Here is a 23,766-nt window from a genome sequence, read left to right as displayed (position 1 = left end):
CTCGTCATGTTCCGTCTTCCCTTCGCCCTGGCCCGGTTCGTCGGTCTGCAGCTCCTGCTCACCGCGGCCGCACCCGCCGCCGGGCCAGCCGCGATCTGCAACGTTCCGTCCGTGGGCTACCCGACGATCGCCGCCGCCCTCGACGACGCCACTTGCGATCCGATCCAGCTCGCTGCCGGGACGATCGCCGAGAACGTGGCGGTCTCGCGCTCCGTTTCCGTCGTCGGCAGCGGCTCGACGGCCACCACCCTCGCCGGCTGGCTGCGGGTGCGCGGCGCGACGACCGTCCTCGCGATCGGCTCGCTTCGGATCGACGCGTCCGCGGCCACCGCGGACCTCTGCCACGCGAGCGGTCTCGACGCGCGCGGCGGCGCGCAGGCGGCGGGGTCCGACCTCGTCGTCGTGGGACGGCCGACGCCGACGGCCTCTTGTGGCTTCTTCTCCGACGGCTTCGAGAGCGGCGATCTCACGCCGTGGTCCGCTCGACGACCTTGATCCGCGACCCTTCGAACCGGAGATCCTCCATGCGAATGCACTCGGCCTTCCCCCTCTCGACCGTCCTCACTGCGAGTCTCGCGCTCGTCCAACCGGCGGCCGCCGTTCCTCCCGCGACGACGGTCTCGCCCGGCAGCCTCACCGCATCCGTCGGCGCGCCGAGCGCCTGCCCCACGTTCAGCTGGTCCGCGGTGGCCGGGGCTGCCGGCTTCGAGCTCGTCGTGCTCGACCTCTCCGCGAGCGAGGAGTCTCGCGTCGTCCTCGCCCCGCGCATCGCGGGCGCCGCCCTCTCCTGGACACCTGACGCCGGAGAGTGCCTGGCACCCGGGCGCCTCTATGCCTGGACGGTGCGCGCGCTCGACTCCACCGGTGCTCCGCTCGACAGCTCCGGCGATGCCCAGGGCTGGGCGCCGCCACGACGCTTCACTGTTCCGAGCCTGCCGACCGCGAGCGAGGTCGCCGCCGCGCTCGCCACGCTGCGCCGCTGGCAAGAGGGACAGACAGCCCAATACTCCCTCCCGCCGGCAGAAGTTCTCCCCACTTCTCCCTCCTTGCGCGAGCGGGCCGCCGCAGCGGAAAACAGCTCCGCGGTGCGCGGCGAGAATCCGGCGACTTCCGGCGCCAATCACGGCCTCTGGGGGCAGACCGGCTCGGCCGCCGGCGCCGGCGTCGTCGCTGCGAACCTCGCAGGCGGGGCGGACCTGCGGCTCGACGGCGGCAGCGCCAGCGTCACCGATGCCATCCTCACCGAGAAGTCGCTCGATCGGCCCTCCCCCTCCGGCGAGAGCTTCAGCATCACGAACTCCGGTGGCGGGGGCATGAAGCTCTATGTGCAGGGCACAGAGGTCAGCCTCACCGGGCACGGTCACAACGGCAGCGACATCATCAGCGGAACGATCGCCGAGGCTCGCATCGCCGCGACGGTGGCGCGCGACGCCGAGGTGATGCCGATCGTCCTCGCTGCCGACGGACCGGCGTCGGGCCTCGATGCCGACACGCTCGATGGCCACGAGGCGGCCGGTTTCCAAGCTCGCGTCACCGAGTTCTGCGGGAGAGGCGAGTTCATCAGCTCGATCGACGCGAACGGCGGCGTCACCTGCAGTCCGAGCGGGGGCTACACCGCACAGATCGTGGTGGACAACCCGGCCAACGCGGTGGGCGAAGGGGCCGCCCTCGCCATCGGCCTCGACGGCTTGCCGGTGATCAGCTACCGCGACTCGTCGGCGACTTCCCTCAAAGTGGCCAAGTGCCTCGACCCGGTCTGCGCCCGCCGAATCGTCAGCACCGCCGACAACGGCGGAACGGTCGGCTACGAGACCTCGATCGCCATCGGTCGGGACGGCTTTCCGGTCATCAGCCACCGCAACCCCGGGGACGGCTGCCTGCGGATCACGAAATGCAACGATCCCGCCTGCACCGGCGGCGACGAGACCTCGACCAACGTCGACGACTTCGCCAACGACACCGGGAACTCCAGCTCCATCGCCATCGGCGACGACGGCTTCCCGGTGGTGAGCTACCTCGACGCCACCCTCGATGCCCTCAAGGTCGCGAAATGCAACGACGCGGCGTGCACGACATCGACCCGGACCGTCGTCCACGACCCGGTCGACCAGATTCTGGGCAAGACCTCGCTCGCCATCGGCAACGACGGCAAGCCGGTGATCTCTTTCCTCGACTGGACCGCGGGAACGCTCAAGGTCGCCAAGTGCAACGACGTCGCTTGCACCGGCGGCGGCGAGACGATTAGCACGGTCGACGACTCCGCATGGGTCGGAAGCAACAGCTCGATCGCCATCGGCCTCGACGGCTTCCCGGTGATCTCCTACTTCGACGACACCAACGACGATCTCAAGGTGGCCAAGTGCAACGATGCCGCCTGCGCCGGTGGCAACGAGACGATCACCACCGTCGACGGCTTCTCGGAATCTGTCGGTTGGTACACCTCCATCGCCATCGGCACGGACGGATTCCCGACCGTCAGCTATCTCAACTTCGAGTTCAATCAGGTCCGCCTGCTCAAGTGCTCCTCCGCGAGCTGCGCGGCTCCCGGCCGCACGATCTCGGTCGTCGACAGCTCGACCTTGGTCTCCTGCCAGACAGCGATCGCGATCGGACGAGACGGCTTCCCGCTCGTCGCTTACTGCGACAGCGCGGGCAACACGCTGCACCTCGCCAAGTGCAACAACGCGACATGCAAGTAGTTGACGGTCTCGACGCGCGCGGCGGCGCGCAGGCGGCGGGGTCCGACCTCGTCGTCGTGGGACGGCCGACGCCGACGGCCTCTTGTGGCTTCTTCTCCGACGGCTTCGAGAGCGGCGATCTCACGCCATGGTCCGCTCGACGACCTTGATCCGCCACCCTCCAAACCGGAGATCCTCCATGCGCATGCACTCGGCCTTCTCCCTTTCGACCCTCTTCACTGCGGGTCTCTCGCTCGCCCAACCGGCGGCCGCCGTTCCTCCCGCGACGACGGTCTCGCCCGGCAGCCTCACCACATCCGTCGGCGCGCCGAGCGCCTGCCCCACGTTCAGCTGGTCCGCGGTGACCGGAGCTGCCGGCTTCGAGCTCGCCGTGCTCGACCTCTCCGCGAGCGAAGAGTCTCGCGTCGTCCTTGCCCCGCGCATCGCGGGCGCCGCCCTCTCCTGGACGACCGACGCCGAAAAGTGCCTGGCACCCGGGCGCCTCTATGCCTGGACGGTGCGCGCGCTCGACTCCACCGGTGCTCCGCTCGACAGCTCCGGCGATGCCCAGGGCTGGGCGCCGCCACGACGCTTCACCGTTCCGAGCCTGCCGAGCACGGGCGAAGTCGCCGCCGCGCTCGCCACGCTGCGCCGCTGGCAAGAGGGACAGACAGCCCAATACTCCCTCCCGCCGGCAGAAGTTCTCCCCGCTTCTCCCTCCTTGCACGAGCGGGCCGCCGCAGCGGAAAACAGCTCCGCGGTGCGCGGCGAGAACCCGGCGACTTCCGGCGCCAATCACGGCCTCTGGGGGCAGACCGGCTCGGCCGCCGGCGCCGGCGTCGTCGCTGCGAACCTCGCAGGCGGGGCGGACCTGCGGCTCGACGGCGGCAGCGCCGGCGTGACCGACACCATCCTGACCGAAAAGTCGCTCGATCGGCGCTCACCGAATGGCGAGAGCTTCAGCATCGAAAACTCCGGCGGCGGCGACATGAAGCTCTTCGTGCAAGGGGTTCTGGTGAGCCTCACCGGCCACCCGCACAGCGGCGGCGACATCACCGCCGGCACCGTCGCCGACGCCCGCATCGCCACGACCCTGACCCGCGACAGCGAGGTGATGCCGCTCGTGCTTGCCGCCGACGGTCAAGGGTCGGGTCTCAATGCCGACCTGCTCGACAACCTGCATGCCTCGGCCTATCAGGTCCGCGTGAGCGGCGCCTGTGCATCGGGACAGGCGATCCAGCTCGTCAACTCCGACGGCTCCGTGGTCTGCGCCTCGGCCGGCGGGCCGCCGGTCGTGTCGGTGGTGGACGACCCGACGACCAACCTGGTCGGCTCCTCGCCTTCGATCGCCATCGGTGCCGATGGCCTGCCGGCGATCTCCTACCAGGACGGCACCGCCAGATCGCTCAAGCTCGCCAAATGCAACGACCCGGCCTGCACCGGCGGCGACGAGGCGATCGTCACCCTCGACGATCCAGCGAACGAGGTCGGCAATCCCAATGACCTCGCCATCGGAGCGGACGGCAACCCGGTCATCGCCTACTACGACGCCACCTTGCGAGACGTGAAGGTCGTCAAGTGCAACGATCCGGCTTGCTCGGGAAGCGGCGAGACCATCACGGTCGTGGCAGGCGCGCATGCCGCCGGGTCCTGGCTTTCCGTCGCCGTCGGCCTCGACGGGAACCCGGTGATCGCCTTCTTCGACGACACCGACCACGGGCTCCACGTCGTCAAATGCAACGACCCGGCGTGTGTCGGCGGCGACGAGACCGACACGGCCGTGGACACGACGGCCAGCTACGTGGGGTTCTTCGCTTCCATCGCGGTTCCTGCAGACGGCCTTCCTGTCGTCGCCTACTTCGACGACACCAACAACCACCTGAAAGTCGCCAAGTGCAACGATGCGACCTGCGCCGGCCACAACGAGACGATCAGCGAGGTGGACGGCCCGGGCATGGACTTCTACTACGTGTCGATCGCCGTCGGGAGCGACGGTCTGCCGGTGATTTCCTACAAGAGTGAGTACCAGGGCACGGTTCGCGTCTGCAAGTGCAACGATGCGGCCTGCAACGGCGGAGACGAGTCCATCGTCGTGCTCGACGGACCCACTCCTCCGGTTGGCGCTCCGACCGCGATCGCCATCGGCGCGGACAACCTGCCGGTCATCGCCTATCAGGATCAGCAGCTTGATGCACTGAAGGTGGCCAAGTGTCTGGACTCGATCTGCTCGCCGCCCCCCGTGGCTCATCTCACCATCGTCGACCACCCGGCCGAGGCCGTGGCCAGCGGGATCGACATCGCAGTCGGCACGGATGGATATCCGGTGATCGCCTACCACGACTCGACCGCAGGGCGCTTGAAGGTCGCCAAGTGTTTCACCCGCAGCTGCTTCGCCCCCTGACGCAAGAGCGGGCGAGGAGAAGCGACTCGTCGCGGCGAGCGCTCCGGCGAGTCAATGCGGCAGAGTCGGATCTTTCCTTGCCGCTTCGCACCGAGGACAAGCCGGGCAGGCCGGCTCGTTCGCGCGACGGCGGCGAAAATACCGCCGGAGGACGAAGACGAGCGCGACGGCGGCGAGCGCGGAGACCGCCCAAAACTGCGCGTCGCCCCACGGAATCGCGCTCACGAGACCCCCAGCAGATGGAGGCCGTGGAAGGTGACGAAAGCACCGAGGTAGGCGACCGACGACATCCAGACGAGCTGGAGCGCCGGCCACGTCCACGAGCCGGTCTCCTTGCGCGACGTGGCGAGCGTCGGCAGGCACTGCATCGCCAGGACGAAGAAGACCAGCAGCGAATAGGACGTCGCCGGCGAGAGCAGCGGCGTGCCGTCGGCGCGGGTGGCGCGGCGCACCTTGTCGATCACCCCCGCGTCGGGCTCGGCGCCGGCGTCGGTCCCGGCAAGCAGGACGGTGAGGCTCGAGACGAAGACCTCGCGAGCAAGGAAGCTCGTCAACACCGAGACGGTGATCTGCCAGTCGTACCCGAGCGGAGCGAATACCGGCTGCACGGCCCGGCCCATCCGGCCGGCGAAGCTCTGTCCCTGCTGGTGACGCGCCTGGAGCGCCTCGGCCTCGGCAAGCAGCCCCGCGGCCCGGGCCGCGTCGCGGCCCGCCGACGCAGCCGCTTCGACGCGTAGCGCCTCGGCCGCCGGCGACGGCCCGGCCTTCGGATAGGCCGAAAGCCACCACATGACGATGCAGATGGCGAGGATCACCGTCCCGGCGGTCTTGAGAAACGAGAGCCCCTGCTCCGCCGCGGCGAGCAGCGCGCTGCGCAGCGACGGCAGCTTGTAAGTCGGCAGCTCGAGGACCATCGGCCGCGAACGCCCCGGCAGGATGGTCCGCCGCGCGATTGCCGCGCTGCCGAGCGCCGCTCCCGCACCGAGCAGATAGCAGCCGGCGAAGACGAGCCCGGCCTTCAGCGGATCGTCGCGGAAGAGCAGGCTGGTCAGCAGGACGTAGACCGGCAGGCGCGCCGAACAGCTCATGAACGGAGCCACGAGGATCGTGGCCAGGCGATCCTGCCGATCGGGGATCAGCTTGGTCGAGAGGATCCCCGGCAGCGCGCAGGCGTGCGACGCGAGCAGCGGCACGAAGGCGTAGCCCGGCAGCCCGAATCGACAGAGCACGCGGTCCATGACGAAGGCGGCGCGGGCGAGGTAGCCGGTGTCCTCGAGCAAACTGATGAGAAAGAAGAGCAGGCAGATCTGCGGCAAGAAGACCACCGTCCCGGCGATGCCGCCGAGGACGCCGCCGGCCACCAGATCGCGCAGTGCGCCGGGCGGCAGGGTCGTCTCGACCCAGCTCCCGAGGTGGGCGAAGGTCTTCTCGATCAGGTCCATCGGCAGCGAAGCGAAGGCGAAGATGGTCCAGAAGAGACCGCTCATCACCAACCCGAAGATCAGCACCCCGAGGATCGGGTGGGTGAACGCCTGGTCGAGCCGCTCGACCACCGTGTCGCTCGCCGTGCCGAGCGCTCCGGCGCCGCCGACGCTCGCCTCGACCACGGCGTCGGCCCACCGCTCGAGCTCTCGCATCGGCAGCTCGCCGCGCGGCCCGACCGGGAGATCGGCGAGCGGCGCCGGCGCCTTCGGCTCGCGGAGCGCCTGCCGCAGGAAGCCGAGGAGGATCTCCATGCCGATGCCGCGCCGGGCGACCACCGGGACCACCGGGCAACCGAGCAGCGCCGCGAGACGCGGCGCGTCGACGGTGAGCCCGCGTCGCTGGGCGAGGTCGATCATGTTCAGCGCGACGACGGTCGGCAACCCCTCGCGCAGCAGCTCGCCGACCAGGTAGAGGTTGCGCACCAGGTTGGTGGCGTCGACGACGACCAGCACCGCGTCGGGGCGCGAGTAGGGCGCCTCGCCACGCAGGATGCCGCGCACCAGGGTCGACTCCGGCAGCTCGAGGTCGAGCCGGTAGAGGCCGGGGAGATCCAGCACTTCGGCCGGCAGCGGGCTTGGGTCGTTGCCGAGTTGCGCGCGTCCGACCCGCAGATCGGTCGTCGTGCCGGGGAAGTTCGCCGTCTTCGCCCGCACGCCGCAAAGGCGGTTGAACAGGCTCGTCTTGCCGGTGTTGGGATTGCCGACGAGCGCCAGGCGCGGGCGCTCGCGCGGTGGAGTCGCAGGCGATCCGGCGGCACGCTCCGTCGGCGGGAAAGGCGGTGGTTCCGTGGCCATCAGTCCGTGCCCGTGGGCACGACGCGAATCCGCTCCGCCATCCGCTGCGAGAGCCCGATGCGGGTCGTCCGCACCTGGACGATGCAGGGGTCGCCGGCCTGGCAGACGCGCAGCAGGCACTGGTCGGTAAGCCCCAGGGCGTGCAAGAGCTCGCAGTCCTCGCGCGTCAGGTCGGCGGAGGCCATCCGCCCGCTCTCGCCCCGCCCGAGTTGCACCAGGCGAACGCCCCCGGCTTCGTCGGCGGGGGCGTGCGGGCAGTTCGGGTCGTCGGGCGAAGGCATGGCGGCAGCGTGCGATCGATTCGGGTCGGCTCGCGACCGGCGGCGAGCGCGGCTCAATCTAGCACGGGGGTGACCGGCGGCCATGATCCCGGTCACCTGCCCGGTCGCTGCCCGGTCGCGTCGTCGCCCCGCACCGCGGCCTCCTCGGTGGCCGCCTCATCCCTGCGCTGCCGCCTACTCTCCGAGCGCGCCGTAGCGGACCAGCCGATAGCGGGGCCCCTCGGCCTCGCGCAGCCGCTTGCCCAGCGGCTCGTGCAGCGTGGCCGTCCAGGCGCTCCAACGCTCGAAGAACGCCTCCGCCGCTTTCGGGTCGCCGCCGGACTGGAGTGCCAGCACCTGCTCGAGCAGGCTCGCGACCGCCGTCGGGTAGCGCTCGAATCGGATCGTCAGCCTCCCCTGCCCGTCCACCGCCAGGAGACCCTGGTCGAGGAACCAGTTGAACTGCACGAGCTCCATTCGCTGGTACGGCTGGTCGGGGCGCGGACGGTGGTTGAGCAAGGTGCGCAGGACTCCGTCGGCCTGGACACCGGCGAGCCGCTCGCGCGTCATCACCCCGCGCTCGGCGAAACGCTGGACGGCGAAGAGCGACACCAGGTCGGCCTTGAGCTCCTCGAGGGTGTCGGCCCAGCCGGCGAGCGCCTGGGCGAGCGGCCGGCCGTCGGCGGTGCGATCGGGGCCGAGGTAGTGGCCGACTTCGTGCCAGAGAGTGCGCTGATAGCCGCCGTCGAGCGCCAGCGCACCGCCGTGCTCCGGCGCCACCGCCGCAAGCCAACGGCGCTCGGCCGCGGCGAAAAGATCGGGATGCGTCATCACGTTGCCGCGCAGCAGGATGGTGCGCCCGTAGCGGCGGGCGAAGAGCGCGTCGTTCGGCAGGATCGAGGCGGTGTTGGTGCCGCGTGCCTGGCCGAAATCGGCGATCACCGCGTAGGCCCCGACGGGGATGTCCGCTCGCACCCGCTTGTGCGCTGCGTACGGCAGCGCATCTTCGACCTCCTGCAGGCCGGCGAGCCCACGCGCCAGGTCCGCCGATGCCGCGGCGTCGCGCAGCAGGAGGCTGAACGAGGGGAACGCCTTGACGCCGAAGAGCGCGTCGTCGTACGTCTCGTAAGCGCCGATCTGTGCGTTGAGCCGGCCGAAGTGCCCGGTCACCCAGGCGGCGTCGCCGCTCTCGTAGTCGTTCGACAGCAGGTCGCGGCCGCGGTTGCGCAGGTAGCGCGCGAGCTCGGCATCGTCGCCCTCGATCGCCGCGGCGGCGCGGAAGAGCAACCGTTGGGCGGCGACGTGCTCGTCGCTCCAGGCGACACTGTAGGGCACGGCGTAGAGCGTGGCAGCGTCGGGTCGGGCGGCAAGCGCGCGCAACCGGTCGCCGAGACCGGGGTGCAGCGCATCGAGCACCGGATGGCGTGCGAGCGCCGCGAGATCGGCCGCCAGGGCCTCGCGCGTCGCACGGCGCACGGCGGTGCGCTCGCCGAGGATCTCGGGGCGCTCGCCAGGGTGTGCGGCGAGGTAGCGCTCGACCTCCTCGGCGGTGATCCCCGGCGGGTAGACGTTCTTGCCCGGCGATTCGGGCTCGACGGCGAGGAACGGCTCGCGACGGTTCTCGAGCGTCGTCGCGATCGGCCCCTGAAAGAGGCGATACAGCTCGACGCGACAGGCCACCGGATCGTCCGGAAGGCGGGTCGAGCGCAAGCGGAAGCGATCGGCCTCGTCGCGCGCCACGCCAGCCTCGCGGTGTTTGGCCTCTTCGTAGAGGCGCTGGAAGATCGCCCCGACCTCGAGCAGATCGGCCACGGCGGTCTTCTCGCCGGAGGAAAGCCCCGAAAGATCGGGCGCCAGCCGGACGGTCAGGGTGCGATCGAGAATCTCCCGGCAGCGTTCGACCGACCATGCCGAAGCCACGGGCGGAGTTTCGGCGGGAACGTCGGCGGCGAAGGTCGGGATCGGGGTCATGGTCACCAGGAGAAGGCTCGTCGTGGTCAGGAGGACGCGGCGCATGCTCCAAGGCTACGCGGAAAACCCGGACAGGCACAGATTGCGCCGGCGAACGATATCGTCCGGCGCTCTTCCCTGTCTCCGGGCGGGGGCCGCGGGTGGCCGGACGGAGGGCTCCCATCCCCGCGCGGAGCCCGGATCGAGATTCGTGCGGCGACTCACGGCACGGCCGCCCCGGGCGAGCACGGAGATGGGAAGCCGGCCGGACAGGACCCGCGGAGGGCGGAGCCTGCAACGTTGCCGGCGGGCGAAAGGCCCCCGCCCGGGCCGACGGGGGCTTCTCCTCCACGGGGCCCGTCGCTTTTCCGGCCGTCCCATCGACGGGCTCCCCACCCAACCCCCGGATGTCGATGGGCCCCTCCGGAGACGCGCCACCCGCTCCGGAGAAGCCCCCGTCGGCCCTGCCCCCGCCGGAAGGAAGACCAGACCGGAGGGACACCCCGGACGCATCCATCCGCTTTTCTGCCAAGCTCCCCGCGACAGGAGGTGCCCATGATTCACCGACCGATCTCGCTGGCTCTCTTCGCGGCCCTGGTGGCGGTCGCTCCCGCCGCGATGGGAGCCGACTCTCCCCGCACGCTGCGCGTCGACTACTTCCACACCGGCAACGCCCGCGAGGAGCGCTTCTCGCTCGAGCGCATCGTGCTCGAGCCGCTCCCCTGGCCCGGCGATCCCGCCAAGGCGATCGACGACACCAACCTCGGCAAGTACTTCTTCGAGGTGATCGACCGCGCCACCCACCGCGTCCTCTACTCGCGCGGCTTCTCCAGCGTCTACGGCGAATGGGAGACCACCGGCGAGGCGGCGACGCTCGATCGCACCTTCTCCGAGTCGCTCCGCTTCCCGCGCCCCGAGGCTCCCGTCCAGTTGGTGCTCAAGAAGCGCGACCGAGTGAACGACTTCCGCGAAGTCTGGTCGCTCGTCGTCGATCCTGGAGACATGCTGGTCGACGCCTCACGGCCGCCGAGCGCCGGCGAGCTCATCGCCTTCCAACGCTCGGGCGAGTCGCGCGACAAGCTCGACTTCCTCATCCTCGGCGACGGCTACACCGCCGCCGAGCGCGGCAAGTGCGAGGCCGACGCACGACGCCTGCTCGCCGTGCTCTTCGCGGTCGAGCCGTTCAAGAGCCGGCAGAACGATCTCAACGTCTGGGGGCTCTGTCCGGCGGCGGCCGAGTCCGGCATCTCGCGGCCCTCGCTCGGCGTGCATCACCGCTCGCCGGCCGGCGCGACCTACGACGCCTTCCGTTCCGAGCGCTACATCCTGACCTTCGACAACCGCGCCTTCCGCGATCTCGCCTCGCAGGCGCCGTACGAAGTCGTCGAGATCCTCGCCAATGGTCGCACCTACGGCGGCGGCGGGATCTTCGGCCAGTACAGCACGGTCGCCGCCGACTCGCTGTGGGCGCCCTACGTCTTCGTCCACGAGTTCGGCCACCACCTGGCGGCGCTCGCCGACGAGTACTACACCTCCGACGTCGCGTACGAACCGGCGGCCGATCGCACCGAGCCGTGGGAGCCGAACGTCACCGCACTGCTCGATCCGACTCGGCTCAAGTGGCGCGACCTCGTCGTCTCCGTGACGCCGATCCCGACCCCGTGGGAGAAGGAAGCCTACGAACAGCGCTCGCGCGAGATCCAGGCCGAACGTCGGAAGCTCCGTGCCACCGCGCGCCCCGAAGAGGAGATCGACGCCCTCTTCACCCGCCAGCGCGACGAGGAGGAGAAGCGTCTCGGCGGCGAGAAGCACGCGGGCCGGGTCGGCGCGTTCGAAGGCGCCTCCTACGAAGCCCGCGGCCTCTACCGCCCGCAGGTCGATTGCATCATGTTCAGCCGCGACCGCGTGCCGTTCTGCCCGGTCTGCCGTCGCGGTATCGAGCGGGTGATCGATCTCTACGCGCGGAGAAGGTAACCGCGCCACGACGTTTCGCAACCTGGCTTCCGCGCACCGTCGGTCTTCGCGTCGGCTTCGATCTCAGGGACTCCGGCGCGACCAGGCGACGAGACCGCCCGATTCGAAGCTGTCCCGGAATACCCGACCGACCGCCGGCACGACCAGGGTGCCCGCGGCCCGCGCCCCGGCGGTGAACGAACTGTCCACCGCCCGCATGCTCCAGCTCCAGGTTCCCGGCGCGAGCCCGTCGATTCGCCACCCGATCGTGGTGTCCAGATTCCCGGGCTCGGGCAAGCGTCCGGTGGTCGGCACCGGAGCGCCCAACGGGCGCAGCTCGAGCTCGTAGGTCAGCGCCGTCGTCGCCGTGTGGTCGTCGGCGGCGGGAAGCCAGCTGAAGAGCAGACCCTCCCCGGTGAACGTCGCCGTGGCGCTCCCCGGCATCCCCGGCGCCAAGTTCGCTGCCGGAGCCCCATTGCGGAAAAGCTGCATCCGCGACTCGACCAGTCCGTTGCCACCCGGGACGTAGTAGGCCCCGGCCACCAGATAGTCGAGGTCGCCGTCGCCGTCGACATCGAACCAGGTGAAGGCGCCGCCACTTCCGATCGACGAGATCGGCGCCGGGAGCCCGACGCCGAGAGCGGTGAACTGCCCGCCGCTGTTGGCGAAGATCTCCGAGTGTCCGACGATCTCGCTCTCGCCGACCCTGTTGCCCGTGACCAGGAGATCGACGTCGCCGTCCGAGTCGTAGTCGGCCCAGGTGGCGGCGTGAATGTCCAACCAGTCGGCATTGGGCGCGTCGATCAGGGTCGACTCCGAGAAGCTTCCGCCGTCCTGGCGATAAACGCGCAGGACGGTCGAAGCGGTGCCTCCCGCGTCGACGATGTTGCCGGCGACGAGCACGTCGAGGTCGCCGTCGGCGTCGTAGTCGCCCCAGTCGGCGAGCCCCGAATCGACGCGGATGGCGAGCAGGTTCTGCGCACTGAACGAGCCGCCGTCGTTGCGGTATCGCTGCACGAATCCGCTGTCGAGGTAGGGGTCGACGTTGGTCAGCAGGAGGTCGAGGTCGCCGTCGCCATCGTCGTCCGCCCAGGCGGACTGGGCGTGGGTCGTCCCCTCGAGCGTCACGGCGGCCTCGTTGAACGTCCAACCGCCCGCGCCATCGGCGCCGTCGTTGCGCAGCAGCCGAGTCCCGTAGCTCGACGTCCCGGCATCCCAGACCGACGGCACCAGGAGGTCGAGGTCGCCGTCGTTGTCGAAGTCCGCCCAGGTGATCGAGCGTAGATCGTACGCGCCGAGGTACGTCGAGTCCTCCCAGTACCCGGGCAGCGCAAGAGCGAGTGGGGAGAGGACGCCCGCGGTGTTGCGGAAGAGCACGGTCGCCCCGTCAGAGCCGACGACGAGATCGTAGTCGCCGTCGCGATCGAAATCGCCCCAGGCGAGGTCCGAGGCACCGGCGGTGAGACCACCGAGCGGCACCAGCCGAGGGGTGAGCTGCCAGGCGCCTCCCACTCCCGGTCCCTCGTTGAGCAGCAGCACCAGTCGATCCTCGACGCTCTGGTTGTAGACGACGTAGTAGCCGAGCACCGCCAGATCGAGATCCCCGTCCCCATCGACATCGGCCGGCGCCACGGCGCTGATCCAGAAGTCATCGGTCTCCGGCGTGACGAAATACGGATTCTCCGCCGGTGTGATGTCGACGAACGACGGCTGCGCTGCTGCTCGTGCGGCGACGAGCGACATGACGGCAAGGCTAGCGAACCACAGATCTCTCATCTCTTCCTCGCTTCCGAAGCTCGTCCTCGACAGCCGGCAGGAGACCGGTAACGGCCAACGAGGGGACGTCCTCCCGGCCTCGTCGATTCAGACAGGCGAGGATCGCGGCTGGAACAAACCAACGGGAACCGCGTCGCCGCCCTCCCCACGCGCACCCATCTGCCCGCGCCGCCACAGAGGTTCGATACAATCCCGCTTTCCCAGACGCCATGTGGCGCATCTCGCGGAGGAAGGAGCGGCGCAGATCGTGGAGCTCGAGCGGAGCGAGAGCGTACAGCCGGCCAGCGGCAGGTCGGCGCGCCCAGCCGGTACCTGGAGCGAGCCGCTGCGCTGGCTCTTCGTGCCGTGGACGCTCGCCGTCACCTACCCGGTGCTCCTCGTGACCACCATCTTCTGGGGGTTCGTCGCCGTCGCCGTCTCGGCGGTGAGCCAGCGGCTCGCCTTCTGGGCCGGCGTCGTCTGGGCCTGGTGCCTTGCCTGGGTGACCTGGGTGCGGGTGCGCGTCGTCGACCGCGAGCGCGCCGTGCGCGGCCAGTCCTACGTCATCATGAGCAACCATCAGGGGGCGTACGACATCCTCGCCCTCTACGGCTTCCTCGGACGCGAATTCCGCTGGGTCATGAAGCAGGAGTTGCGCAAGGTCCCCTTCCTCGGCTGGGGCTGCGCCGCGATCGGCCACATCTTCGTCGACCGGGGCAACTCGGCGCGGGCCATTGCCAGCCTCGAGGCCGCCAAGTCCCGCCTGGACGGTGGCATTTCGGTGCTCTTCTTCCCGGAAGGCACGCGCAGCGACGACGGGCACCTCCTGCCGTTCAAGAAGGGCGGCTTCGCGATGGCGCGCCAGCTCGGCCTGCCGATCCTCCCGGTGTCGATCGCCAACTCCTGGCGGATCCTGCCGAAGAGCTGTCTCTTCCCGCGGCCGGGCGAGGTGCGCGTGCGCTTCCACGCCCCGATCTCCCCGGCCGACTACGCCGACAACGACGCCCTCGTCGCCGCGGTGCGCGGGGCGATCGACGCCGGGCTCGATCTCGACGACCGGCGCCGCTGACCGCACACGCGCTCAGCGCGTGGCGAGAATCTCGTAGACCGGCTTGTTGTCGGCGTAGATCTGCAGCTCGGCCACCCGGCCGTCCTCGACCTTGATCCGCCACGCCGCAGGAATGCTCCACCAGGCCTCGCGCGGATCGCTCGCTCCGGCGTAGGTGCCGAAGGCCCGGCCGAAGAAGGCGACGAGGTCGCCCGCCGCGAGCACGTCGGCGATGTCGAAGCGGTAGTCGGGGAAGAGCTCGAAGTAGACCCGCCACGCCTTGCCCACCGACTCGTGACCGTGCACGCGGCGACCGAGGCCGTCGATGAGCGTGTGCTCGACGGCGCAGAGAGCGAGCAGTCCCGGGAGGTCGTGAGCGTTGATGCGCGCCACGAGTTGACGGGCCACCGCCTCGGGCTCGGCAGCGAAGGTGAGCAGCGACTGCGCGACGTCGGGAGGGGTCATCGCGCGGCACCGCCCCCCGCCGCACGAGGCGAGCGGGACCAGAGAGGGGCGGGGCGCCGGAGCGCGGCGCAGGCGCGAGGGCTCAGGATGGCCCGAAAGTATAGGCAGGAAAGGGCCTGGTTCACAAGCACCGCGGCCGGTGGTCGGCCCGCCGGGTGGTCACCGGCTCAGCTGAAGGCGGCGCGGAGCTTGCCGAGCAGACTAGGCGCTTTCGGGGCGTAGAGCCCGAAGAAGGTCTCCGGACGCAAGAGGCCGGCGTCGAGATAGTGGCGATCGAGCGCCCAGACGAAGTCGAAGACCGCCCGGTCGAGCGGCTGGGTGAGGTCGTAGTTGGGGCCGTACATCGTGTCGAGGAGCCGCCGCGACAGGCTGAAGTACGGCACATAGGCCCGCTCGTCGAAACGGCGCCGCAACACGTCGAGGATGTCGCCGGAGCGCACGCATTCCATTCCGTGCTGGCTGGTGTCGGCCTCCCAGACTTCGGCATCGACCCGTCGCTCGCCATAGGCCGTGTGGTTGACCCGCAGGCGCTCGGGCAGGGCGCGAAAGATGCTGCGCACGATCTCGCGCGTCTCCGGCCACATGAGGTAACCGCTCGGCGTCACGATGTCGACGGTCAGCAGCTCGCCGCCGGGGCGAAGCGCCCGGGCGATCCCGTCGGCCACCCGCTCGAGCTCGATGACGTGGTGGAGCGAGGCCGCGCAGTAGACCAGGTCGAACTCGCCGGACGGCAGGGCGTCGACATTGAGGTCGGCGGCGACGAATTCCATCGCCAGTCCGAGCTCGGCGGCGCGCGCCCGCCCGAGCTCGAGGAGCTCGGCGTTGAGATCGACACAGACCACGTGCGCCGTCGGCACCGCCTGGGCAAACGCGATCTCCATGCCCGCCGGTCCCGAGCCGAGAGAGAGCATGCGCGCCCCCGGCCGCGCAGCGAGGCGCCGCGTGACATGGCCGTAGAGCACGTCGCCGGTACGCTGACGGATCACCTCCGAGGCTCGACTCTCCGCCTCCTGCCAACTCGGAGGGATCGGCTGGTGCAGCGTCTCGCGACCTTCGCCCTCGCGAAACAGGCTGCTGTAGTGACCGATCTCCTCGTCGACGTGCTGCTGGTACTCCGCCGTGCCGGGCTTCGGGGGGGCTTGCTGGCTCATCCGCCGGAGGATACCGCGACCGGGGCCGGCATCCCTCGACCCACCCCGACACTCTCCCCCGCTCGTGTCCGGCGCCGGCACCTCGGGCCGGCCCGGGGCGAGATCCCTGGGTCAGGCCTGCTGCGGCACGCTGCCGCGGCGCTGCAGCTTGTTCCAGCCGTGGCGGCGTCCGCGCAACGTGGCCAACAGAGAGCGGAACGTGACGACGTACATGAACTGTCGATAGAAGAAGCGCTGGACGAGGATCAACCACATCAGCCGCCGCGGCCGCCGCTCGAGGGTGAAGGCGAGCAGCGACCCGGCGAGGTCCATGAGCAGGAAGAGCACATAGCCGCTCGCCACCGCGCGCAGATCGCCGCGCAGGAGGGCGAGCAGGAAGACGAGGTCGCCGATCGGCGAGAGGATCGGGAAGAAGATCTGAAAGAGGAAGAGGTTCGGCAGACCCACCCAGCCGAGCGAGCCGTGGAAGAGCGCCGAGCGGTGCTTCCACAGGCATTGGAAGGTCCCGTAGCTCCAGCGGAACCGCTGCCGGGCGAGTGCCGCCATCGTTTCGGGCGCTTCGGTCTTCGAGCGCGCCTCCGGCTCGTAGACGATCCGGCCTCCGGCTCGCAAGAGGCGCAGCGTGATGTCGGCGTCCTCGGTCAGGGTGTCCTGCTGATAGCCACCGAGCGCCAGGACCCGGTCCCGCCTCCAGGCGCCGGTGGCGCCGGGCACGACGGTGATGCAGTTGAGGATTTCGAACGCCCGGCGATCGAAGTTCTGCGTGGTGATGTACTCGAGCGCCTGGAAGGCGGTGAGCGCGTTGCGCACGTTGCCCACCTCGACGTTGCCGCAGACCGCGTCGATCCGCTCGTCGGCGAACGGCAGCGCCAGTCGCTCGAGCGCCCCGGCGTCGAGGAGCGTGTCGCCGTCGATCGTCACCACGATCGCCGTTCGTGCCTCGCGAAAACCGAGGTTGAGCGCCGCCGACTTGCCGCCGTTGACCGTCGAGATCAGGCGGAGGCGCGGCTCGGCGGCAGCGATCGCGGCGACCACGGCGGCCGTCCCGTCGGTGCTGCCGTCGTCGATCACCAGCACCTCGAGCTCCGGGTAGCGGCTGGCGAGCACGCTCGCCAGCGTCTTGGCGATGACGCGCTCCTCGTTGAACGCCGGGACGACGACGGTGAGCGGGGGGAAGGTCGGCTCCTCCGGCACGCGGTGCAGGGCACGACGAGCGCCCCCGAGGACGAGGGACCCGAGCAGCAGGATGCGCACGAGAGAAAGCCCCGTGGTGAGCGCGAAGAGCACCACGACCGCGGTCCAGCCGTAGTGGCCGAGGGCGGTCAGCAGCGAGGTGGCGCCGACCAGCAGGCGCTCGCTCGCCGGCAGCGGCGGGCTCAGCAGGTCTCGCGGGATCCCGCTCGCCTCCTCGAGGCTGACGAAGCGGAAGCCGCGCGCCCGCAGCTCCGGAACGATGCGATCGAGCGCCGCCACCGTCTGCGAGCGGTCCCCGCCGGCATCGTGCAGGATGATCACGTGGCTGTCCGGCTCGGCGGCCAGGCGCTCGACCGTCGCCGCGATCGCCTCGGCCCCCGGACGCTCCCAGTCGTTGCCGAAGATGTTCGCGCTGGCGATGACGTAGCCGAGCTCCGACGCGCCCTCGAGAGCGGCGAGCTCGCGCGTGTCGCGCGGTCGGCTGTCCGTGTCGTAGGGCGCCCGGAAGAGCACCGTGCGCCGATGGGTGATCGACTCGATCAGTCGCTGGGTGCTGTTGAGCTCGGCGCGGAGCCGGGCCGGCGAGATGGTGGCGATGTTCGGATGAAGGTACGAGTGGTTGCCGATCAGCATGCCGCGCTCGGCCTCGGCTCGCACCAGCTCCGGGTGCCGCAGTGCCTGATCACCGACGACGAAGAAGGCCGCCGGCACGTGCAGGCGGTCGAGCGTCGCGAGAACCTGCGGCGTCCAGACCGGATCGGGGCCGTCGTCGAAGGTCAGGACCAGCGTCTTCGGCGGCATCTCGGCGCCGACCCGCGCCACCGTGTAACCCGCCGGCGTCACCAGGTAGCGCGCATAGTCGACCAGGTCGCCGTCGAGCGAGAGGTCGACCTGCCCGCCGTGCGGCACCGATTCGATGCGCAGCAACTCACCGGAGGCCGGGTACTCGATGCGCTCGAGGGCGGGGACGGCGGCCAGCGCCCGTGCTTCGGCCAGCCCGCCATCGATCACGGCCCAGGTCTGCGGCGCTTCCGACCCCAGTCGCCAGAGGCCGAGCCCGGCGACGTGGCGGCGATGGGCCAGCACCGTCTCGTTCCAGGCGGTCAGCGCATCGAGGAACCAGACGTCGTGCAGGGCACCCTCGTCGTCCTCGTAGGTGAAGTGCGGATTGCGCTCGCGCCCGCGCACCTCTGGCTCCGCCTGGAGGTCGTTGGCGAGCGCCATGACGTCGTCGTAAGTCAGCGTTCGCGCCGGCGCGCGCTCGCCGCGCGTCCAGTCGTAGCCGTAGTTGCCGAGCGCCACGACCAGCTTCGACGGCGGCAGCTGTTCCAGCGCCGCGTCGAGGCTCTCTTCGAACCAATCCTCTCCGGCGACCGGCCCGGGCTCGGCGCTCGGATAGTGCTGGTCGTACATCATCAGGATGACGCCGTCGGCCACCCGGCCGATCACCGGCAGGTCGAACGTCGGGTCGTTCGGGGTCACGTCGACGGTCAGGAGCTTGCCGCGCTGGTGCAGACGCTCGGCGAGGAGCCGCACGAATCGCGAGAGCGGCTCGCGGTCGGTGCGCGGCAGCAGCTCGAGGTCGAGGTTGATCCCGCCGACGCCGAGCTCGTCGGCCACCTGCGCCACCCGCTCGGCCGCGGCGCGGCTCCCCTTCGCCGAGGCGAGGAGCTGCTCGAGGTCGGCCACGTGCCAGGAATCGCCGGCGACGTTGCTCAGGCGCGGTAGTACGGTGACGGAGCGTCGACGCAGCGACGCCGCCACCGACGCGTCCACCTCGACCTGCACTTCGGGGCCGGGACCGGTGAGCGTCAGCCAATCCGGCACGACGGCGTCGATCCGCTCGGCATGCTGCTCGAACGCGGCCAGGCTGCGTGGATCGGACTGGACGAGAAAGCCGAGCGCCAGCGTCTCCCCCTTCTTCGGCAGCCGGGCGAGCCCCACGGCACCGAGAGAGAGCGGGCGCGGTGAGCGCGGCGGACGCGTCGCCGGCAGCGCGGGGGGGACGACCGCGGGCTCCGTCTCGAGGATCGAGTGGCGGCGGCGCGCCGCCTGCTGCAACGAAGGCAACGGCGGGTTCACCATCAGGTCGGAGACGAAGACCGCCGCCAGGCCCAGGCCGACCGCGAGGAAGAGTCCGAACGTCGCGACCGTCCACCGCCAGCGTCGCCGGGAAGGGTCTTCGAAGATCTTGCGCGTTGCGCTCACGGCATGGCTTCCGGGTCGGGTCGTCTCCGGACGGCATTCGGCGGCAGGCGCCGAATTGGCACCCCACCTCGTCCACCGGACGGTGGAGCAAGCCGGGTGCCACCTCGCCGCCGAGGCGCCCCGATCTCGTCAGCCGGCCACCGCTCCGGCGGCCCGCGACCGTCCTAGGCGCGCGGCGAGGGTGCCGAGCCCGGCGCTCAGGGACACCACCTGGACCCACAGGGTTGCGGGCGCCATGTACCGGTAGTCGAGCGCCACGACGGCCAGGAGGTAGGTCGCGTCGTAGGCGAGCGGCACGAGCAGCACGAGGAGGAGGAAGAGGTCGGCCGGCCGGCGCGAGCGACCCCAGCGCCATGCCACCCCCCCGACCCAGACGAGGTTGGCGGCAATCCAGAGCGCATGGACGGCACTCGCCCACCGGACGAGCGGCCGCTCGGCGGCATGCCAGACGATCTCCGCCCAGCGCTCCCGCACTCTTTGGCCGTGCTCGTCGAGAGCGAGACCGAGGTCGTTGGGGTCGTCCTCCGCCGTGAAGAAGTAGACCGTGCGATCGAGACCGAGCAAACGCACGAACGCGCGGAGCTTGACCCCCGCGAGCGCCACCGGATGGTGCCGCACGGCGTGGCGGTACTCGGCGGCGAGGGCGGGGTTCTCGCTCGTCGAGAAAAGCTCCGGGCGCGCCACGCGTGGCTCCTCCTCGTAGAGCGGCTCGATCTCCCCGGCTCGATAGACGCGCTTGAAGAGGTCGCCCTCGAGCGCTCCGCGCGTGACCGGGAGATCGGCACAGACCCGGTCGCTCGTCGCGCAGACGCCGACGAGGTCGAGCGCCATCACCAGGTTGCCCACCGCTTCGTGCTGCACCGCGAAGCCGCGTGCCAGGCCGGTGTCGATGACGAGGAACAGGGCAAGCGGCGCGGCGACGAGTGGCCAGACCTGGCCACCGGATCGTCCGCGGAACCGCGCGAGGAGGGCGACGACGATCAGGCCGAACGGCAGGAGGAGCGGCGAGGCGTTGTGCCGCACCGTCGCGGTCACCGCCATGAGCAGGACCAGCGCCGCGAGGCGCGCGACGAAAGCCGGCGGCGCGAGCTCGCCGGCACGACGAAAGAGGTCGAGGGCCGAAGCGCCGATCCACAGCAGGCCGATCATCAGCCAGACGTCGGTCCAGAAGGTCATGAAGTAGAACGGCCAGGCGGAGACCGGCAGCAGCAGGAGCAGCAGCACGCCGAGCGCGAGCCCGCCGCGGCGGCGGCGCGTCAGCCGGTCGCCGAAACAGAACGCCAATATCGCCGTGGCGAGGCGGAGGACGCCGAAGACCGCGGCGAGGCATTGCAGGAATCCCAGCGCGCGCAAGCCGGGACCGGCGGCCAGAAAGCCCGAGAGCACGATCGCCATCAACGGCGGGTGCCAGTCGTCGAACGATCCGGTGAGCGCCTGCTGGTACTGCAGGATGGAGTCGGTCGACATCACCGCCGGGCCGAGCAGGACGGCGAGCCCGACGGCCACCCCGAGACCGCACAGCGCCGGGACGAGGTCGACGAGGACGGACGCCGGTCGCTGCCCCGTCCTCTCCCCCGGCCCTCGCCCGCCTTCCGCGACGGGACCGGCGCCGCCGCCTGCCGACTCTTCCATGCGGATCAGTCTACGGCGGGACCGCCGCCCGCGCCGCGACCGGCCGTCACGACGCCGAAGCGGCCGCCGCGGAGGCGAAGTTGCCGGCCCGCACGAGCACCAGGCGGTCGAGCCGCAGCTGGCGGCGCATCGCCGCCAGGATCGCCTCGCCGTCGAGCGCCGCGGCGCGGGCTTCGAGCGCCGCGTCCCAGGCCAGCGTACGACCTTGGAACTCACGCTGGGCGAGCGCGCGTGCCAGCTCGCGATCGTTGCCGCGCGCCAGGTCGCGGCCCTGGAGCCATCCCTGCCGCGCCACGGCGACCTCGTCCTCGGCGAAGCCGTCGGCGAGGATCCGCTCGAGCTCCTCGGCCATCGCCGCGGCGAGCCGTTCGTGGTTCTGCGGCGCGTAGAAGGCGTAGGCGAGGAAGACCGCGTCCGGCTCGAAGGCACTGGCGCGGAACGACGAACCGGTGCCGTAGGAGAAGCCCTCCTTCTGCCGCAACCGCGTCGCCAGGCGGGAGTTGAGGAAGCCGCCGCCGGTCATGAAATTGCCGAGAACGAAGGGAGCGAAGTCCGCGTCGTCTTCGCGCAGCGGGAAGGCGGCGCCGGCGACATGGACGGCGCTCTCCTTGTCGGTGATCGGGAAGACTTCCTCGCCGGCGTCGTAGGGCCGGAACGGGGTGGCGAGCCGGGCGAACGGTCGAGGGCTGCGCCACGAGCCGAACAACTCGCCGAGGAGCGCCCGCAGCGCCACCGGATCGAAGTCGCCGACGACGGCGATCTCCCCCGTCGAGGCCCCGGCCTGCCCCTCCCACAGCTCGCGCAAGCGCTCCGCGCGCACCTCGGCAAGCGCGGCGATCTTCGCCTGCGGCAGCCAGACGTGTCGCGGATCGCCTTCGGGGAAGGCGGCCAGACGGCGGCGGAAGGCGGTGAACGCCACCTGCTGCGGGTCGCGCCCCGCTTCGGCCAGCGAGGCGAGATGCTCTTCCCGCAACAGCTCGAGCTCGCGCTCCGGGAAGGCCGGCTCGCGCAACAGCTCGGCGAGCAGGGCGAGCGCCGCCGGGAGCTCGCCGCGGCCGACCTCGAGGGTCGCCTGCACCGCGTCGGCTCCACCGCCGAGACGCAACTGGGCGCGCAGCCGGTCGAGCTCGTCCTGGATCGCCTGGCGATCGCGCCGTCGGCTGCCGCGGGTCAGCATCGCCGCGGCGAGCTCGCCGTCGAGCCCCCGGCCGGCGAGGCTCGCCTCGTCGCCGAAACGGAAGGTCGCCGCGAGCTGCACCGTCCCGCCGCGCGTGCGCTTGGGCAGCAGGACGACCCGTGTCCCCGCGTCGAGGGTGAAACGCTCCAGTCGCGCCTCGATCGCCGCCGGGGCCGGATCGAACGGCTCGCCCGCGGCGAACCCCGGATCGCCGCGGTATCCGGCGACCATCGTCGCGAGGTCGGGCGCCGGCGGCACGGCGGCGCGACGCGGCCCGTCGGTCGGCACGAAGAGGCCGACGGTACGGTTCTCGGTGGCGAGGTAGAGCGCGGCGACGCGCTGCACGTCCTCGACGGTCGCGGCCTGGAGGCGGTCGCGGTGGAGGAACATCAGGCGCCAGTCGCCCATCGCCGCCCACTCCGAGAGTCGCAGGGCCGCCCGCTCCGAGTTGCGCATCGTGGCGTCCCACGCCTTGAGCCGTGCGGCCCGGGCCCGTTCGACCTCGACCTCCGCCGGCGGCTCGTCGCCGGCGAGCCCGTCGAGCTCGGCGAGCATGGCGTCGCGCGCCTCGGCGAGCGACTGCCCGCGCCGCACTTCGGCCACCAGGTAGAGCAGGCTCGGATCGCGGAACTGGAACGCCCAGGCCCCTGCCGACGAGGCGAGCCGGCGCTCGACGAGGCGGCGGTGGAGCCTGCCGGCCGGCGTGTCGCCGAGCACGTGGGCGAGCAGGTCGACGGCGGCGAAGTCCGGGTGCGCTCCCGCCGGCACGTGGAACGCCGCCGCCGCCAGTTGCACCTCGCCGGCGCGATGGAGGGTCACCGTGCGTTCGCCGTCCTGCGCCGGCTCCTCGGTCCAGGTCTCGGGAAGCTGCCGCTCGGGTCGCGGAATCGCCCCGAAGGTCCGGGCCACCGACTCGAGCGCATGGTGCTCGTCGAACCGTCCGGCCACCACCAACACCGCGTTGTCCGGCTGGTACCAGCGGCGGTAGAACGCCTGCAAGTTGCCGATCGGTACCCGCTCGATGTCGGAGCGCGCGCCGATCGTCGACCGCCCGTAGTTGTGCCAGAGGTAGGCGGTCGAGAAGACCCGCTCCATCAGGACGCCGTGCGGGTCGTTCTCGCCGATCTCGAACTCGTTGCGCACCACCGTCATCTCGGAGTCGAGATGCTCCTGCGCGATGAAGCTCGACACCATGCGGTCGGCCTCGAGGTCGAGCGCCCACTCGAGGTTCTCCGGCGAGGCGGGGAAGGTCTCGAAGTAGTTCGTGCGGTCGACCCAGGTCGAACCGTTCGGCCGTGCGCCGCGGGCCGTGAGCTCCTGCGGGATGTCGGGGTGGCGCGGCGTCCCCTTGAACACCAGGTGCTCGAGCAGATGCGCCATTCCGCTCTCGCCGTATCCCTCGTGGCGCGAGCCGACGAGATAGGTGACGTTGACGGTGGTCGTCGGTTTCGACGGATCCGGGAAGAGCAGGAGCCGCAGGCCGTTGGCCAGGCGGAGCTCCTGGATCCCCTCGACCGACGTGACCGCTTCGATTCCCGCGGGCAGCGGCGGTGCAGCGGACGAGCCGGGAGACAGGGTCATCGACGATCCTCCAGAAACGCCGCCTCGTCGCGGC

Annotated in this window: 14 protein-coding genes; 5 read left to right on the top strand and 9 right to left on the bottom strand. The window is 70.8% G+C overall.

Features of this window, described 5'->3' with window-relative positions; translation table 11 throughout:
- Window positions 1–6: 6 nt before the first annotated feature.
- The 3 genes from IPJ17_10795 (at window position 7) to IPJ17_10785 (ending at window position 5,079) form a co-directional block, all read left to right on the top strand.
- On the top strand, window positions 7–495 hold the full coding sequence (locus tag IPJ17_10795; protein QQR76027.1) for a hypothetical protein: 489 nt from the start codon (window positions 7–9) through the stop codon (window positions 493–495).
- Window positions 496–524: 29 nt separating this feature from the next.
- Window positions 525–2,699: a hypothetical protein gene (locus IPJ17_10790; GenBank protein ID QQR76026.1), complete on the top strand. Its 2,175-nt coding sequence runs from the start codon at window positions 525–527 to the stop codon at window positions 2,697–2,699.
- Between the two features lie 178 nt (window positions 2,700–2,877).
- On the top strand, window positions 2,878–5,079 hold the full coding sequence (locus tag IPJ17_10785; GenBank protein QQR76025.1) for a hypothetical protein: 2,202 nt from the start codon (window positions 2,878–2,880) through the stop codon (window positions 5,077–5,079).
- Between the two features lie 221 nt (window positions 5,080–5,300).
- On the opposite strand, the gene IPJ17_10780 is transcribed toward IPJ17_10785, so the two are convergent.
- The 3 genes from IPJ17_10780 to IPJ17_10770 form a co-directional block, all read right to left on the bottom strand.
- Window positions 5,301–7,358 (bottom strand): ferrous iron transporter B, encoded by a 2,058-nt coding sequence (locus IPJ17_10780; GenBank protein ID QQR76024.1) that lies wholly within the window; start codon window positions 7,356–7,358, stop codon window positions 5,301–5,303.
- Entirely contained in the window at window positions 7,358–7,639 is a 282-nt protein-coding gene (locus tag IPJ17_10775) for a ferrous iron transport protein A (protein QQR76023.1), read from the bottom strand. Before IPJ17_10775 ends, IPJ17_10780 begins: the two co-directional genes overlap by 1 nt.
- 174 nt (window positions 7,640–7,813) lie before the next feature.
- Window positions 7,814–9,634, bottom strand: coding sequence for an NUDIX hydrolase (locus IPJ17_10770; protein ID QQR76022.1), 1,821 nt, complete (start codon window positions 9,632–9,634; stop codon window positions 7,814–7,816).
- Window positions 9,635–10,123: 489 nt separating this feature from the next.
- Here IPJ17_10770 and IPJ17_10765 point away from each other — a divergent pair, with 489 nt between their 5' ends.
- The gene (locus IPJ17_10765; protein QQR76021.1) at window positions 10,124–11,542 is read left to right on the top strand and encodes an IgA Peptidase M64; all 1,419 of its coding nucleotides are present in this window, start codon (window positions 10,124–10,126) and stop codon (window positions 11,540–11,542) included.
- A gap of 63 nt (window positions 11,543–11,605) precedes the next feature.
- On the opposite strand, the gene IPJ17_10760 is transcribed toward IPJ17_10765, so the two are convergent.
- Entirely contained in the window at window positions 11,606–13,264 is a 1,659-nt protein-coding gene (locus IPJ17_10760) for a VCBS repeat-containing protein (GenBank protein QQR76020.1), read from the bottom strand.
- Between IPJ17_10760 and IPJ17_10755 the strand changes: the two genes are divergently transcribed.
- Window positions 13,263–14,345: a 1-acylglycerol-3-phosphate O-acyltransferase gene (locus tag IPJ17_10755; GenBank protein QQR76145.1), complete on the top strand. Its 1,083-nt coding sequence runs from the start codon at window positions 13,263–13,265 to the stop codon at window positions 14,343–14,345. The genes IPJ17_10760 and IPJ17_10755 overlap by 2 nt on opposite strands.
- Window positions 14,346–14,357: 12 nt before the next feature.
- On the opposite strand, the gene IPJ17_10750 is transcribed toward IPJ17_10755, so the two are convergent.
- The 5 genes from IPJ17_10750 to IPJ17_10730 all read right to left on the bottom strand — a co-directional run bounded on the left by IPJ17_10750 (window position 14,358) and on the right by IPJ17_10730 (window position 23,732).
- Window positions 14,358–14,789, bottom strand: coding sequence for a nuclear transport factor 2 family protein (locus tag IPJ17_10750; GenBank protein QQR76019.1), 432 nt, complete (start codon window positions 14,787–14,789; stop codon window positions 14,358–14,360).
- A 167-nt stretch (window positions 14,790–14,956) separates the two neighbouring features.
- A complete protein-coding gene (locus IPJ17_10745; GenBank protein ID QQR76018.1) occupies window positions 14,957–15,940 on the bottom strand; it encodes a class I SAM-dependent methyltransferase in 984 nt (327 codons plus the stop codon).
- A gap of 111 nt (window positions 15,941–16,051) precedes the next feature.
- A complete protein-coding gene (locus IPJ17_10740) occupies window positions 16,052–19,342 on the bottom strand; it encodes a glycosyltransferase (protein ID QQR76017.1) in 3,291 nt (1,096 codons plus the stop codon).
- A gap of 129 nt (window positions 19,343–19,471) precedes the next feature.
- Window positions 19,472–20,974 carry a hypothetical protein gene (locus IPJ17_10735; protein QQR76016.1) on the bottom strand — a complete coding sequence of 501 codons (1,503 nt, stop codon included), beginning with the start codon at window positions 20,972–20,974 and terminating at the stop codon, window positions 19,472–19,474.
- A 46-nt stretch (window positions 20,975–21,020) separates the two neighbouring features.
- Window positions 21,021–23,732 carry an insulinase family protein gene (locus IPJ17_10730; GenBank protein ID QQR76015.1) on the bottom strand — a complete coding sequence of 904 codons (2,712 nt, stop codon included), beginning with the start codon at window positions 23,730–23,732 and terminating at the stop codon, window positions 21,021–21,023.
- Window positions 23,733–23,766: the final 34 nt, after the last annotated feature.

This window comes from Holophagales bacterium, from assembly GCA_016699405.1.
Classification (GTDB): domain Bacteria; phylum Acidobacteriota; class Thermoanaerobaculia; order Multivoradales; family JAGPDF01; genus JAAYLR01.
Note: the sequence above shows the minus strand (reverse complement) of the source record. Positions and strands in the feature narration are given on the sequence as shown.

Excerpts from the sequence above, each read along its gene's own strand:
- IPJ17_10730 (QQR76015.1), bottom strand. The coding sequence starts at position 23,732 with ATGACCCTGTCTCCCGGCTCGTCCGCTGCACCGCCGCTGCCCGCGGGA.
- IPJ17_10775 (QQR76023.1), bottom strand. The coding sequence starts at position 7,639 with ATGCCTTCGCCCGACGACCCGAACTGCCCGCACGCCCCCGCCGACGAA.
- IPJ17_10780 (QQR76024.1), bottom strand. The coding sequence starts at position 7,358 with ATGGCCACGGAACCACCGCCTTTCCCGCCGACGGAGCGTGCCGCCGGA.
- IPJ17_10760 (QQR76020.1), bottom strand. The coding sequence starts at position 13,264 with ATGTCGCTCGTCGCCGCACGAGCAGCAGCGCAGCCGTCGTTCGTCGAC.
- IPJ17_10795 (QQR76027.1), top strand. The coding sequence starts at position 7 with ATGTTCCGTCTTCCCTTCGCCCTGGCCCGGTTCGTCGGTCTGCAGCTC.
- IPJ17_10770 (QQR76022.1), bottom strand. The coding sequence starts at position 9,634 with ATGCGCCGCGTCCTCCTGACCACGACGAGCCTTCTCCTGGTGACCATG.
- IPJ17_10735 (QQR76016.1), bottom strand. The coding sequence starts at position 20,974 with ATGGAAGAGTCGGCAGGCGGCGGCGCCGGTCCCGTCGCGGAAGGCGGG.
- IPJ17_10745 (QQR76018.1), bottom strand. The coding sequence starts at position 15,940 with ATGAGCCAGCAAGCCCCCCCGAAGCCCGGCACGGCGGAGTACCAGCAG.
- IPJ17_10755 (QQR76145.1), top strand. The coding sequence starts at position 13,263 with ATGACGGCAAGGCTAGCGAACCACAGATCTCTCATCTCTTCCTCGCTT.
- IPJ17_10790 (QQR76026.1), top strand. The coding sequence starts at position 525 with ATGCGAATGCACTCGGCCTTCCCCCTCTCGACCGTCCTCACTGCGAGT.
- IPJ17_10750 (QQR76019.1), bottom strand. The coding sequence starts at position 14,789 with ATGACCCCTCCCGACGTCGCGCAGTCGCTGCTCACCTTCGCTGCCGAG.
- IPJ17_10765 (QQR76021.1), top strand. The coding sequence starts at position 10,124 with ATGATTCACCGACCGATCTCGCTGGCTCTCTTCGCGGCCCTGGTGGCG.
- IPJ17_10785 (QQR76025.1), top strand. The coding sequence starts at position 2,878 with ATGCGCATGCACTCGGCCTTCTCCCTTTCGACCCTCTTCACTGCGGGT.